General features: G+C 44.7%; 11 protein-coding genes and 1 pseudogene. 1 reads left to right on the top strand and 11 read right to left on the bottom strand.

Features of this window, described 5'->3' with window-relative positions:
* Positions 1-60 precede the first annotated feature (60 nt).
* From ACLQ6D_RS05245 to ACLQ6D_RS05200, 10 genes and pseudogenes are all read right to left on the bottom strand, one after another.
* A pseudogene (locus tag ACLQ6D_RS05245) lies at positions 61-683 on the bottom strand (lipase family protein).
* 5 nt (positions 684-688) lie between these two features.
* Positions 689-907 (bottom strand): hypothetical protein, encoded by a 219-nt coding sequence (locus ACLQ6D_RS05240; RefSeq protein WP_411726233.1) that lies wholly within the window; start codon positions 905-907, stop codon positions 689-691.
* A 231-nt stretch (positions 908-1,138) separates the two neighbouring features.
* Entirely contained in the window at positions 1,139-2,341 is a 1,203-nt protein-coding gene (locus ACLQ6D_RS05235; RefSeq protein WP_411726232.1) for a catalase family protein, read from the bottom strand.
* Positions 2,338-3,864 (bottom strand): Dyp-type peroxidase, encoded by a 1,527-nt coding sequence (locus tag ACLQ6D_RS05230; RefSeq protein ID WP_411726231.1) that lies wholly within the window; start codon positions 3,862-3,864, stop codon positions 2,338-2,340. The genes ACLQ6D_RS05235 and ACLQ6D_RS05230 overlap by 4 nt, the downstream gene beginning before the upstream one ends.
* A gap of 16 nt (positions 3,865-3,880) precedes the next feature.
* Positions 3,881-5,194 carry a hypothetical protein gene (locus tag ACLQ6D_RS05225; protein WP_411726230.1) on the bottom strand — a complete coding sequence of 438 codons (1,314 nt, stop codon included), beginning with the start codon at positions 5,192-5,194 and terminating at the stop codon, positions 3,881-3,883.
* Between the two features lie 35 nt (positions 5,195-5,229).
* Positions 5,230-5,685 (bottom strand): hypothetical protein, encoded by a 456-nt coding sequence (locus ACLQ6D_RS05220; protein ID WP_411726229.1) that lies wholly within the window; start codon positions 5,683-5,685, stop codon positions 5,230-5,232.
* A 5-nt stretch (positions 5,686-5,690) separates the two neighbouring features.
* Complete coding sequence (locus ACLQ6D_RS05215; protein ID WP_411726228.1) at positions 5,691-6,644, bottom strand: hypothetical protein; 954 nt, start codon at positions 6,642-6,644, stop codon at positions 5,691-5,693.
* Between the two features lie 32 nt (positions 6,645-6,676).
* A complete protein-coding gene (locus ACLQ6D_RS05210) occupies positions 6,677-9,562 on the bottom strand; it encodes a peroxidase family protein (protein WP_411726227.1) in 2,886 nt (961 codons plus the stop codon).
* 812 nt (positions 9,563-10,374) lie between these two features.
* On the bottom strand, positions 10,375-11,259 hold the full coding sequence (locus tag ACLQ6D_RS05205; protein WP_411726226.1) for a carbohydrate kinase family protein: 885 nt from the start codon (positions 11,257-11,259) through the stop codon (positions 10,375-10,377).
* 6 nt (positions 11,260-11,265) lie between these two features.
* A complete protein-coding gene (locus tag ACLQ6D_RS05200; protein ID WP_411726225.1) occupies positions 11,266-11,421 on the bottom strand; it encodes a hypothetical protein in 156 nt (51 codons plus the stop codon).
* A 170-nt stretch (positions 11,422-11,591) separates the two neighbouring features.
* Here ACLQ6D_RS05200 and ACLQ6D_RS05195 point away from each other — a divergent pair, with 170 nt between their 5' ends.
* Entirely contained in the window at positions 11,592-12,236 is a 645-nt protein-coding gene (locus ACLQ6D_RS05195) for a uracil-DNA glycosylase (RefSeq protein ID WP_411726224.1), read from the top strand.
* 168 nt (positions 12,237-12,404) lie between these two features.
* Here ACLQ6D_RS05195 and ACLQ6D_RS05190 read toward each other — a convergent pair whose 3' ends face one another.
* On the bottom strand, positions 12,405-13,916 hold the full coding sequence (locus ACLQ6D_RS05190) for a porin (RefSeq protein ID WP_411726223.1): 1,512 nt from the start codon (positions 13,914-13,916) through the stop codon (positions 12,405-12,407).
* Between the last annotated feature and the right edge of the window lie 166 nt (positions 13,917-14,082).

Below are 14,082 nucleotides of genomic sequence, written 5' to 3'. Positions count from 1 at the left end.
ATGATTTTTGTTAGAAAAATATCATCCAACACATCATTTTATATTTATGGCATGCCCATGTTATGACCACTTGGTTGTTACCGAACGATTTTTAGCAATAAAGCTGACATAGAGTTCTGCACCGTGGTCTTTCAAATGATCGAACCCTAACTGGCCAATATTATCAGAGACTCCTTTCAGTCGATCCCACATAAGTTTCATCCATGAAATTGAATCGTTAAATTTTCCTTCACTGTCGATATAAATAAGGTCTCCGATATGAGTGTATGTCGATGTTGGCCCCCAAAAAGGCAATTGGGGTACGGAATCATTGTTGTTCACAAATCGAAAACATCTATCCCCTACCGCAACGTCAAATTGCCCCGCAAACTTGGAATTCCCAACACGTGGCTGCCCTATTGTGTAAAGGCCGTTAATATTACCTTTTTCATTGCCGATAAACTCGGCTACAGCCAAAACAGCGAGAGCCCCCCTAAACTATGCCCACAAAACCACACCGATTGTTTATTGTCTTGAAATCTTTTAAGCGTTACGCGCATATCACCCCACACTTCATGGAGGGCATCGTTAAAGCCAGCATGTACTTTACCGGGAAGCGCGGTACTCACTGTCTCCGCCAGCCTAAGCTTACAGTCTGCCTTGATATCCTCAAACTTTAGGATTTCGGTGCCTCTAAAGGTCACAATAATTATGGAATCGTTTGCTGCAATAAAAGCTTCGGTGCTTTTGTCAGAAAAAAAGCGAAATCTTTAAATCTCCAGGTTGCTGTTATTGCCTCCTTATTTTCTACTTCGGATTTATAAGTGAGCTTAGCGCAGTCCGCTAAAACCAAAGCATTTTCGCCATTGTAAAGGGTCGTATTTGCATCAAATTTATTGATGTTTGCGTGAAAAACATAGGCTGGCATAACGGCAACTCCCCATAAAATTAGGTTATTTTTTATCTACTCTAATTCATATTGACAGTGAATTTTTCTCGTTCCTGCGTACCCACTCACTATTCATTAATAAAAATAAACTTGTAAAACAAAATGTTACAATCATATTGAGTTGACTTATCCGGCAGGAAGAAACGGCATAATTCAACGTATTTCCCACTGTAGAGACCCAAAATCTTGCGTCTCTACACAAACCCCCGTCTAATCGAATACCTCATCGCCTTTGGGTTCGACATGTTCGACACTGTTCATGCGTTGACGGAATTCGGACAGTTTATAATACAACCTAAATCGGGCGCGGTTCAGATTGCCAAGAGGCCGGTGTTCCGATAGGCAATGCCAAGGGTTCATTTTTAAACGCTTAGTAAACTCAATCAGCTTTTCGGACTCAAATTGTTGTTTCGGTATATGCACGGTGGCAACGGGTATAAATGGTGACAATTTTTCCGGCCAGCGTACCGAACTGTCTTCGATAGGCATCAAATGCGGGTCAGTTTGCAACTGGATCATCAGGTCAAATTCCACATCTTTTTCATTGAGGGTCTTGATCATGTTTTCACGCAGATAATTGAACGGCACTTTACCAAAAGGCAGTCCCGGTATTTTGGTGTAGAGACCTTTGGTTTTCGGTACGAACGAATACATCACGGCTTGATCTTTGCCCAACAGATAAGGGGTACAACTCCAGTAACGATCACCCAGCGGGTTGTACTTGGTTTCATTCCACAGGGCATTCATAGCCATGTCGAGCAAGTGGGAGTCCTTGGGGTTGAGAAAATAGTAAAGCGTCATGTCCACCAGGCTCCAGTATTGCAACTTGGCATTTTCCCTGGTGTTAGGGGTAACAAACGTCGCGCCACCGCTGGTGGTGATAAAATCCTGGGTAAATTTTTCTTCATCCATGAGTTTTTTTCCGGGGACACCCATCAGTTTCACCGACATACTCAAAAAACCGACATCTTGAATATCGGAAGGCACGTTCGGGCCTGGGCCAGCGTAGCGCACATAGGCCGGGTAACTGCGCGGCTTGGCAAAAATGCCTTTACGGCAATGCTCTGGAATATCATCCCGGATGGTTACCGTGGCGTGCATAACACCGTGGGTTTTGGTATTGCCGCCCCGCTCATATCCGCCGGGTTTAAAACGACCACGCATCTGGTCGGCCATGAGGTCAATAATGCTATCCAGGCTTTCTTCTTCATCTGGGTAGATTTTTTCTTCGGCAATTTTCAAACCTTCATTCTTGCGCCTTCGATTGATAAAGTACTGGACTAGCCGGACGGATGGCTCCCGAAAAAGCCAGTTCAATTGTGGGCGAAACCAGGGTTCCAATCTGCGCTCGATATACAACAGTTGCAGTAAAAACTGGTGGATACATTTAAGTATTCTGGTCTTGATCGTCATGATTTATTATCGCTCCCAGTCGTTGGCTGGGCTGCGATGTATTTGAGTGCACGCAGTCCAGGCATAAAAAAATAACCGCCGCCACGCACAGTAATAAACTGCGGCAAGGGACAGGTTTTTTGCACCACCCCATCCGGATTAGGGCGATTGAATTGAGCAGTAGCTTCACCACTCATTAATGGCTTTCGATGACCCAACAAGGGATCTGTTTCCTTTTGGAGACCGCTGAATTTACTGCTCATAACCCAAGCGTTCTGAACAAATTCAAATTGCCGAGATATATTGGCTACTAGGCATATAAACTGTATGCCGCGTTCGGCGGCAGGTGCATCCGGTTTGATTGCATCCTCTGGAGCAAGCTTAGGGCCATATGTTCGACCTCGCCGCAGTAGGCGATGGAAGCGCGAAGATGCCACCAAGTCTTCATCCAAGCGGCTTTGTCCGAAACCTAAAGTTTTCTTTAGCCAGGAAACAAAATCGGTTACCCCTAACGGCAAGTCACCGGTGCGCGGGTTAGTCCTGCGGATATGTGCACCAATCGGGCATTGGTCTCCGCCTGCGTCAGCGTCGTAGGTAAAGTGATTGATACGGTCTTCCGTTGGAATTCCAGGAATGTCTTCAGCAACTTCTGGAACAAGCGGCGAACCATCACGGGATCTCCCCACCATAGCTGCGGCGATCTGTTCACGTTTTTTAGGAACTGAGCCAGCCGCCGTATCGACAAATTTCCAAAAGCCCGGAACATCTTGACCGAGTTGACGCAACACAAGGTAGGCTCCATTCCGTCCGAAATCTTTTAGTTTGGGCTTGTCTTCCGCATTGGGCAGAATCGCCGCGTTCTTGTCTTTTCCTGGATCAATAAGCGGTCTTACGGTGTATTGCTTATACTCATTGGGGTAGCCGAGCAGCACTTCACCGACAGCCATCAAATTGGAATAGCGATCACGGTCATGCGGGTTTGTACTTTGTTGTCGTTGCCAATCAATGCTGGGCTGACTGATGCCATCTGCAAATCCGAACGGTTCAATTTGACCAATATCTTCAGTCGGTAATGTTGCTAGTATCTTAAACGCTTTTGAAAAATTTTTGCCAACCACTTTTTTTCGCCAATTCTCGATGCCATCTGGCAGCGCATAGAGCAACAACAAAACATGCGGTATCTGCTTAGCTTTGCCACCCCAAATCCAATTTTCAGGTGCGTTAGCATCAACATCACCAAGGCGGCGAGAACGGCTTTCATCGCCTGACAGTCCAGTGATGAACTCATCGGAAAAGCTTTCGATAGTAGGTTCTTTTAAGCCCATTGCTCGCAAACCTTCTACAGTAAAGGCACAAGCAAGTGCAGCGCTTGGCTGTTTATCAGATTTAACTGCATTACTTACGGGGGCAGAGTTTAGCCATTGCTTGGCAGCCTCCTTATCAGCAACATTCAGCAACAGGAAGCAAGTGTCGGTTAATTTTCCATAACCAAAACGAATCAACCCTTGTAGGTCATCAAATTCAAATTCGCTGGAATTCTTCATCACCATAGTTCCTTATTCAAATTAGGCTTAGCCATTCACGGATTTCCGCATCGCTAGCCTGGCGGATTTCTACACCTTTTCGTATACGGCTGTTACGCGCTAAGTCAGTGATAGTTAAATCCGGGTACGCCTTGTACCAAACCTCGCTGGGCAATTGATGTCGCCTTTGGGTATATTTAAATTGTTGCTCCCGTTCTGTACCACCCTTAATTAACCATCTTGTGGTAGGGTAGCCGACAGCACAGCTGAAAGTAAGGTTAAGCCCCCATCCAACTTTGTTTATAAAATCATCCATATAGCTTTCATGGCTACCATCATAATTACTGGCAAAAAAAGCTCTCCTATCATTGTCCATGAAGACCCAACGGGCAAAGTGGATGCTTCTTATCCGAGCCAGAAAGCCACGGTTATAGACATGCCTGGCAACATAATTAGTTAATAGCAGAATGAACTCGAAAGTTAAGCGGCGGAAAATACCCGGTTTAACATCGCCAAACACGTTGTACTGATTACTGACATCCCAATCTTCCTGAGCAGTAAGCTCCTGAATATGTTGACGGCCTGGCCGGATAAATAGTTCAGGATCAGTGCTTTCCAACATCCTTAAACGTATAAAAAAGAAAGGCGAAAAGAGCAGAATTAAGGGTGAAAGCAGCAGCAGGACTAGCGGTATCCCAATCAAATGTAACAGGTTCCGTATTTTCCAACAGATGGTCGTCGGCTTTGGCTGGGTTAAAGTAAGCCTTCCTGCATGTTTTTCCATTTCAACATGGGACAACAGTTCTTGCCTTAAATCACGGGTATTTTCTCTGCCAACTTTATCGGCAATTTGTTGCAAATGAGCAGACAAACTTTTATGAAGTGCGGCTTCTTCGTGGACTTGTTTAACTGTCCTACCTATCCAGTTAACGTAATTGGCCTTAGGCTCGATATGATGGGCTTTCATCCAGGCCAGCAAGCCCTCGCTGTTTGCATCAGGAAACCCTACACAATATGAAAAAATCTCATTTAAGCCAGGTTGTGCATGCGCCACAAGCTCAGCTAGGAATGAATCCCTATCGCCATCACAATCTCCCAGAAACGCCAGTGTAGGTTGCCACGGTCTTGGCGTTACACCAAATGCCTTAATTTCATCTGCTGTCTTAGCTACAATTATGGTAAAACGCGCAAAATGTAAGCGGTCGAACCGGCCAAAAGGCACTAACTCATTATCAGGATTAGCATGCGCGATAGCTTTGGTCGTGTTCATCTTTGACAGCAGTTCACGCAAATTCTTTAACTGCCCATCACGTACAGTTGCACATATCGTGAAGTTGGACTGGGGTATCATAGTTTTAGCCTTAAGCAGGATAATTACACGATGCCTTATTCAGCCTTTTCGACTGTCAAAGCAAAATCCAGGATACGTTTTTTACCCCACCATACTTTGCCAAGGTATACGCCCGGTTCAACTTCGCGGATTTCATCACGAATCACTTGGGCAACAAATGAAGTTTTGGAATAATCAATCACGATGGTGTCTTTGCCATCTAGCCAACTTTTGTCACGATAAACCTTGGCGACAATAAATGTCAGGCTGAAAGGGGTTATTTTGTTGACTAGGAGGCCAGCATCACCTTTTGGACAAAATAGGTCAAATACTTTCCCTTGCCATGCAAATACACCCGCCAGAAAGGCGACCAATTTTGCGAAGATTGACCCAGCCAAGATTGCTGTGCCATGCATATCGCCTGTGGGAATGTTTCCTGGTTTGGCTTTGCTATAAATATCATCGAGCTCTTCACGGGTTTTGCTTAACCAAGTGTTTACTGTAGCATTCATTTTCCTCACTCCTTATTTCGTAGTTCAGCGGCTTTGGCGTAAACCAGTCGGCGAACAAGGTTCATTCTACCGAGTGGCTCGTGGGCAGCGAGACATTGCCAGGGATTAAAACTGCAACGCTCACCGTTTGCTAATATTTCAGGATTATTAATATCTTGGTCTGCAATCTTGATGGTTGCAACGGGAATGAAGGGCGAAACTTCCTCATCCCAGATAACAGAGGCATCTTCGATTGGCATGGATTTCGGGTCGGTTTGTTTTTGTACAGCAAAATGAAAACAGGCGGGAGATTGCTGCAAATGCGCTTTGATGGCGGCGCGCAATTGGTGTTCGCCTCCATTGACCGTGTCTGTGGTTTCGTAATCCGAGCATGGAAGCACTGAATATTTGACCACCTGGTTGCCCAATTCACCCAAACGGAAGGGAACAGTGCTCCAATAACGGACATCAAATGGGCTTAAATGGTTTTTCTGGGATTTAAGTACAGTAAAGAGTGCTTTCAGGTGCGGATTGAAGGGATTCAAAAAAAACAACAGCATCTTGATTTTACCCTGCTGCTGTGCCCGTATAAAGGCTAAAAAATCCTCCGGTGTTGCAACAAAAAGCGCGGGATGACTGTTTAACACAAAATCCTGAAAGCCCGGGTTACCCCAAAGCACCGTGCCATCCACATTAGATAATCGAATGGATAAGCCTCGTATATCTTTTTTTGAATCATCCCGCTTCGTGGCATTGGCAAACCGCAATTTGGCTGGGTAGCTGATTGGCCGTGAAAATATGCCTTGTTTCAATTCCTCAGGAATATCATCGTGGACACGAAACTCCGCATTGACATAGGCAACGGTTTTCGACTGATTGAACCGTGGGACAATAGTATTTTCAGTTTCCGCTAAGGTAATGGAAGCGATTAGCTCGCCCATCTCGGCAACCAACTGATCAATGGCGACTTCACTATTCATAGTTATTGCCCCACCAGTCTTATGCATTTTTATCAGTGAAAACTTTCGTCTGACTCAGCGCCTGCCTTGGGCTTCCATTGCAATGAATAATATTCTCCACGATCCCTAGCCCAAGGGTCGAAAATATTCCTGACATCCCCTAGTTGTCCAGACAATTCCGGCATGGTACGGAGCATAATCCTTTTTAAAGGTGACACTTCGACCTTGTGATCATTGTACAAACCAGGTTCCATTTGTTTAGAACCGGGCCCATTGTTCATAACCCATTGATGACCTAAAGTAGAATAGAATTCTGGCCTAAAACTGGACGTAAAAAACCGGTCGCTAAACAAACGCCGGGACGCATTCAGGATAAAGACATCAAACTGAGTTTCTGAAATAGCAAAACCATGTGGATGGGTAAATTCCGACAACCACCCAACAACAGTATCTACATCCTCAATATTATCGACCATACTGCCATCTGGGTGTCCCAGGCAATCGTTGATGGGCGAACCATCGGCATTTAACTGTGCATCAGTGATGATCTTGCTAGCGTCACATTGATGTTGTCCATAAACTTCACGGAGCATGCCAATCAGGCGTTCCTGTTCTTTGCGTTCCGCACTGCCTGGTTCCAGGCGCTTATCGATAAAATCATCAAAGCCGGTGAGTTGTGTCAAACCGTATTGACGCCTGAATTCATTAAACCGTGGCACACCGCGCTCCCGGTCACGGATCAAATCCAATGCCGCAACATCAATCTTATTGGTTGCGCTTTGCATACGTGGCAAGTCTAAATTCTGCAAAAACTGGGCTTGGTTCTGCAAAGTTAGCGCACCAAGACGTTGCCGTCCCATGCTCAGCGCCCAGTTACTCAAGCCACCGTCCGCCATTGCTTGAGTGGCCTTACCTCGAAATGTGCTGACAACAGGAACTTTCTTGGTAATTAAATTGGGTGCTTTTAAATCGCGGAATTCAAGCAGATCGGGCAATAAGGGGTGCAAGCGGTAAACCGTAATGAATTCTTCCGGAAAATTAAACGGTGACCCAAAATGATTGATACCGCCATTGACATCGTCCAGGTTGCGTAAATCCCACACGTCTTTATGGTGTTCATAACGGTGGCTACCCAAGCCGAAAATCCCGGCACCGGCCGCAAATGCCGAGTACAGCTGGTTGGATTCTTTTTCGTTGGGCGCATTCTTCAAATGTTCGGTAACAATTTTATTCAGCACTTCCGCTAATTTTTTGGATACCGGGTTGTCTTTGTCCAACAAGCCATTCCAGTTGGCATTCATGCCCAAGTTCATCGGTTCGCCATACAACAACTGTGTCGTCCATTCGATGGTATGGATCTTGGCTATTTCGGCAGAGACCACAAGACGCGCAGCTTGGAACAACTCTTCATCACTTACTTTCTTATAAGGGATAACTTGATCAGGCTTTGCTGGATTGCGTAAACCGGAGTCTGCCATCGGTGTCGCGGCGGCTTGTACCCTGAAAGCGTCCACAAACTGGTTATGCTCGCGTACAAACAGGTTATGGTAAAAACTCATGCCGACTGTCCAGTTATCCGCAAATGCAGCGGTTTCTTGGCCACTCCAATGAGGATGAATTGGGTCGGGGACACACCCTGTTTTAGATGTTTCACAAGTATTGAAAACTGGCAAATAACCCAATTTTTCGCCAGTCCCTGCATGGCTGCCGCGTGGTCTCATCAGCAATTTTGCGGAATCTTTTGGGTCACGTTTTACGCGTTTGGCAGAGGTTTCATCAAAGCCATAGATTTGTGAGGCATCCCACCAGGCCGTTACCGTGTTTTCTGTGGTTTTGTGGGCACGCGACATATAACTCTTGCCGTCATGTTTAAAAGTGGGAGCTGGTTCATGCTGGGCTACATAGGAAACATCAGCCTTATCATCCGTCCTGCAACCCAGTTGTTTGGCTTGTTCAGCCGTGACGGGCTGTTCTTGATTATCGACGCGTTGACTGGTACATCCGACCGACATTTTAGCATCAGCATTATGCCCTTCACGCAGGTGCGAGAACCAGTCATGTGTCATAAACTGAATCCAGTAAGCAGCTAACACATTAAAAAATGGCGCTTTTTTATAATCACATTGCGCATTTTTCGCGTTATCTGGTAAGCCCTGACCGAAATTGCAGGCATCCGGTTTTTCTTGAGACCGAGTAAATAGCTTGCGGGAGATTATTTGCGGATCAGGTTTCAGCAAATCCAGTCGATTAGCATGACGATTTCGTGCTAATTCATTTTTGCCCAAGTCAGGAAACGTCGATTCAAAGCGCACATTACGCGCAAACAATTGATTGGTTGAACCCATGGCCGGATTATAAAGATCATTACAAATACCGGTTAAGTTACGATACCTAATGAGATCACCCTGACAAACCTGCTTTCCATTGCTGCTTGTCACTTGCTGGTATTGGGGGTGGGAGGCGGGTAAACGCATGGCATCCCAGGTTTTTAATACAGGCCCTGGTGTTACGCCGTCACCTTTGATATAGTTCTCATAGGTAGCGTTATCATTGAGATTAAACCTGATCAACTCCATCCGTTGGTATTCTAAATCAATTAAAGCACCATCTACACCACGTCCATTTGGCTTCAAATGTTTACCTAATTCGGTTATAGCTCCCGATCCTTGCGCCTTGGTGCTTGCATCACCCGCACCCCAGTAATTAGGCCAGTCTAGCCAGACAGAATCACGCCTAGCCACTGCCTTTTCACCACCCCGGCAATTGGCAGTGTCCTCCTGGACTTTGCCTAAAAAACGATCCGTTTGCTTATCGGCGATAGGTCGCAAACCCACTCTTGCACAAGCCCTGTCGGAACTGATTCTCTCTTTAATATTGGCAGTACAGGCTGTAAGGCACAGTGCCACAGGAACAAACAGTAAATTGCGATAACTTATCATTTTCTTATCTCCAGTATTAATGTGTAGATTCAACTCTGAAGTGCAATCTCAGTCATTATGCAAATTCTTGCACGCGTTCAGTAAAATAATCCCACTAGAAGTATCAGGATCGATTGCAATTGTAGCTTTAACAAAGTTAAGTAATCTCATATGTATGCCCCTAATAATTTGTTGCAATGAAGAATGACGCTTAACGGTAAGGTCGGTGGCTTCAACAATCTGTTCATCAGCTATTGCCGCGTTTTGAATGCGTTCATAAAGTATTGCGGCTGATATTTGTTATTGACATTGCTTGTTCCACTTAATTTTGTTAAAGGGGTAGTCAATTAGCGCCTCTTGGAACAAGACATAGGGTTTTAAAATGTACAAGGTCAATCTAGGCCACGACATATAGCGGATGGAGGCGCTAGTTGTCTACCCCATTATTGTTATATAAAGAAACAACTCAATTGAATCAAAAACCCTAGCTTTATACCATCGTTTTTTGTGATTAGCATAGTATTTCTTCTGTTATTTCTCACCTACAACAGTGTACTTAAAGAAAAAGTGCATATCTATGAAGTATTTCACTTTACTTTTTAAAATGCTAATGGTAAAGATTTTTCAATTTTATTTACTCATTTTGGAATAGGTAAGCCAACCACGTACAAAATTTCTAAGAACAAGAACAGTATCTAGAAATTAGCGTCTAGTGGTTGATAAAACATGGGCGCAGTTTCGAATTATTTTGAAACACTCTGGCCGTCAGATGTTGGCCAACGGGCGATTGATCCAATTCAGTCCAGTCCAGTAAATAATCTTAATGCACGCCATTACAACAGCCAGGATGCCACAAACGGTTTGTAGAAATTCAAGTCATCAACCGTTGCGCCTCGTTGGCCCGTCATAGCGGAAGCGAATGATTGCGCCCTTTCCATGGTTTCTCCTAATGTCCAGCCAAGATTAAAGCCAAGCAGCAATATTGCAGAGAAAGCATCCCCCGCACCGACTGTATCTATAAGGTCTACCGAACTAATAGGCGATACAGGGGAAAACTCACCGGTATTGTTTAAAGCCAAAGCCCCTTCTTCACTACAAGTGACAATAATTACTTCCAGCTCATGCCGGGATAGCAATGCTTCCATGCTGGCTTTAATATCAGCCACATCATCTTGTAAAGCATGTAACTCATGAAGATTCAGCTTAACCCAGTCAGCATCGTTGATAAGCTGGAGAACATCGGCTTTACTCCACCAAGGTTGCCGTAGATTAACATCAATGAAAATTTTGCCCTGGTGCAATGCTTTTAGCGCTGCCAATGTTTGTCTTGATCTGGGGGAGCGAACAGCCAGTGTTCCATGATATAAAATACCTGTATGATTGATGTTGTTTAACCCTGGCATTTGAATGTGGTCGTAGGCTTGATTAGCTAAAATAGAATAGGCGGGTTCGCCATGCTCAATCGTCACCTGTACTTGTCCGGTTGGGTAGGTTGAATCTGTCTGTAAATAATCCAGGTTCATGCCCCATATTTGCATTGCCGTACGTATTTGGTTGCCAGTAAGATCGTTACCCACACGACTAATAAGTTGCGGTTTTTGTCCAAACGCCTGTAAGTGCCAGGCGACATTGAAGGGTGCGCCGCCCAACACCTTGTTGTCATCGGGGAAATGGTCGGACAGTACTTCTCCAAATACGGTGATGGGGTTGTTTTTCATTATTTTTTACGATTTAAGGGTTTCATTAGGTCCTGTTGACATTTCATCAATGGAAAACCAAGCGATTACCGTCATGCCGTCAGGGAGTGACGGCATCCAGTCGGCATGGATGCCTTTCTTGGCTCCTGGATTCCGGCAATCCATGCCGGAATGACGATACATTTTTTGCCATTTAAACCTTACTCTATGTTTTTTAGGCTTAGTTGTTTAAGCAATAAAATGTCAACAGAACCTAGATAATCGTCAAAATTATAAGGAACATACTTGTTTGTGCTGAAATTTTTTGTCAAATAACAAAGTCAAAACAACACGTTTACTATTAATCCAGAAATATGGCCACGAACAAGATATTCGATCAAGATTGCCGAAAGTGCGGCCGTTTGGCTGATTTTCTATGCGAAATCAAGCAAACCTATCCCGATTACCATGCCCGTCCGGTTGCACCTTTTGGCGATCAAAATGCGGAATTGTTGATCGTTGGCTTGGCTCCTGGACTGCACGGGGCCAATGCAACAGGGCGGCCTTTTACCGGAGATTATGCGGGAATCCTGCTTTATGAAACGCTTTACGAATTTGGTTACAGCAATAAACCCGCCTCCGAATCGTTGTCAGATGGGCTTCAACTTAGGAATTGCCGAATAACGAATGCGGTAAAATGCCTGCCCCCACAAAACAAGCCGACAACTGCGGAGATTGCCCAATGTAACTCGTTTTTAGCGGCGGAATTGGCTACATTGCCGAAAAAGGCTGTTATTTTGGCGTTAGGGACAATTGCGCATCAGGCCGTGCTAAAGGCTTATGGCTTTAAGTTGACTAGCGCAAAATTCGGCCATAATGCCCGCCATACTCTGCCGAATGGACGCAAACTGGTCGATTCCTATCATTGCAGCCGCTACAACACGCAGACCAAGCGCTTGACCAAAGACACGTTTGCCGATGTTTTTCATACGGTTGGGAGATTGATGGGAAGCTGCTGATCTGCCAACGCACAATTAAACCGTGAATCTTAACGTGTCGAGGTATGAAATCGTGCCCATAAAAAAAGCCACACCGATAATACGGTGCGGCTTTTAAGCTTTTATTACAAGCAATTACGCTTATTTTTATTCAAATTTCAATATACAATGCTTATGAAAAATTTGAAGTTAATAATTCCATTGCACCTGCATACGAGCCATATCACCCGAAGCCTGCCCAAGATTGGCAACGTTGGTACGATCCATCGTTGAATAAGCCAGGGTCACTTCCAGTGCTTTCATAATCTGGTATTCAACACCGACTTCCAATTCATCGACAGCCACTCTTGGGCTATTGTTAGCGGCTTTATATGCGCCCCGGTAGGTTTGCCATTTGACATAGGGGATCAGTACACCATCGTCACGGAATACGTTATTAAATTTATACATAGCTTGTACGTAACCGCCCCTCAGATTTTGCCGCTCGATTGATCCAAGTTTGTTCGGATTCAACGTCGCACCTTTACCCCAGTTCCATTCTACCTGTAAGCCGAACGGTTGCGGGAACAGCACGGCATGTATGGCATAGCGTTCTTCCGTGATGCCGCCAGATGGGAGTGTTTTGGCAATATCAGTACCTTTTAACACTTTATTGCTGCCAAACAACGTCATATCACCAGTGGGTACATCAAATTTACCATTGATGTAATCTGCACCTACTTCCAATACTTGACCAGTGAATGGGTAGCCCAGGAAATTCAACCCAATCGGATAGGTGCTATGGGCAACAACATATAAGTCATCATTTGTTTCATTACGGTTAATCCCTTGACCGTTGTAGATACCCAAACCCAAAATACCGTAGTCACCGGAAGTTTTTAAACCCTTCTTGCTTAAGTCTTTCCAAAGTTTTTGGACATGCTCAGGCGACCAATAAGCAAACAAACCTAAATCCCGTTCGCTAGGGACGGCGCTATTCAGGGCATCGTTACGGTCTAGGGCTAAACGATTTTGGGAGGACTGTTGGTTTTCCCAGCCGAACGGCACTTTAGATTGACCTGCACGGATACGGTATTCATGCTTTTTGTCAAAAGCTAAGTCCGCATAAGCGTCGCGCAGTTGCGCAAAATTTTGATTATCAATGCTAGAAGAGACTGAGGAAGCAAAATCCGGTTGTAAATACAAAGATACATAATCATTGATATCGCCTGAAAAGACTAAACGAACCCGACGAAACGTAAAGCTGCTATTATTTTTGATGCCGCTATCGCCGGGAGACCTTAGTTCGGGGTCGCTTGCAATGCGGTCACCAGAGAGCGGCTGGTTATAGCGGAGCTGAGTATAGCCACGCACACTGATTTTATTAAACCATTTTTCGTCGTTTTTGGCTTTTTCTTCTCTATTAGCAACAACATGTTCTTCAAGCGCTTTTATTTCATTCTCTTTCAATTCTAAATCGTGTTTTATTTCTTGCAACTCAGCATTATCGGTACCGTTTGTATGGGTTGCATCATGTTTTGAATAACCATTTTTATTAGGTGTGACTTGCTCAAAAGACCCCATTAATTGGCGACCAGGCCCCGGCTCTGCATAAATCTGCTTAGTCTTTGTGTCAACATAAAGGTCAATGGCATAAGCAGTGGAGGCTATGCTGGCACCTAAAACGGCAGCAACTGCCAAGGTAAGTCTGGAAATTTTCATAGATTGCTCGCAGTTATTAATAAACTTGGGCAAGCTTAAGGCCGTGATATGACAGTCTTAAGACGTTTATATTACAATTGTGTTACAAAGCAACAAAACGGACATTATGTTGTATTAATACAAAAGCTTACATCCTGCTACCAAATTTCTTTTTCCTCTTTCAAGG

The organism is Methyloglobulus sp. (assembly GCF_046714055.1).
Lineage (GTDB): Bacteria > Pseudomonadota > Gammaproteobacteria > Methylococcales > Methylomonadaceae > Methyloglobulus.
The sequence above is the reverse complement of the archived record's forward strand: the minus strand, read 5'-3'. Positions and strand labels throughout refer to the sequence as shown.

What these genes read in the sequence shown, in the direction of transcription:
- ACLQ6D_RS05240 (WP_411726233.1), bottom strand. Translation starts at nt 907, where the DNA reads ATGCCAGCCTATGTTTTTCACGCAAACATCAATAAATTTGATGCAAAT.
- ACLQ6D_RS05235 (WP_411726232.1), bottom strand. Translation starts at nt 2,341, where the DNA reads ATGACGATCAAGACCAGAATACTTAAATGTATCCACCAGTTTTTACTG.
- ACLQ6D_RS05230 (WP_411726231.1), bottom strand. Translation starts at nt 3,864, where the DNA reads ATGAAGAATTCCAGCGAATTTGAATTTGATGACCTACAAGGGTTGATT.
- ACLQ6D_RS05225 (WP_411726230.1), bottom strand. Translation starts at nt 5,194, where the DNA reads ATGATACCCCAGTCCAACTTCACGATATGTGCAACTGTACGTGATGGG.
- ACLQ6D_RS05220 (WP_411726229.1), bottom strand. Translation starts at nt 5,685, where the DNA reads ATGAATGCTACAGTAAACACTTGGTTAAGCAAAACCCGTGAAGAGCTC.
- ACLQ6D_RS05215 (WP_411726228.1), bottom strand. Translation starts at nt 6,644, where the DNA reads ATGAATAGTGAAGTCGCCATTGATCAGTTGGTTGCCGAGATGGGCGAG.
- ACLQ6D_RS05210 (WP_411726227.1), bottom strand. Translation starts at nt 9,562, where the DNA reads ATGATAAGTTATCGCAATTTACTGTTTGTTCCTGTGGCACTGTGCCTT.
- ACLQ6D_RS05205 (WP_411726226.1), bottom strand. Translation starts at nt 11,259, where the DNA reads ATGAAAAACAACCCCATCACCGTATTTGGAGAAGTACTGTCCGACCAT.
- ACLQ6D_RS05200 (WP_411726225.1), bottom strand. Translation starts at nt 11,421, where the DNA reads ATGTATCGTCATTCCGGCATGGATTGCCGGAATCCAGGAGCCAAGAAA.
- ACLQ6D_RS05195 (WP_411726224.1), top strand. Translation starts at nt 11,592, where the DNA reads ATGGCCACGAACAAGATATTCGATCAAGATTGCCGAAAGTGCGGCCGT.
- ACLQ6D_RS05190 (WP_411726223.1), bottom strand. Translation starts at nt 13,916, where the DNA reads ATGAAAATTTCCAGACTTACCTTGGCAGTTGCTGCCGTTTTAGGTGCC.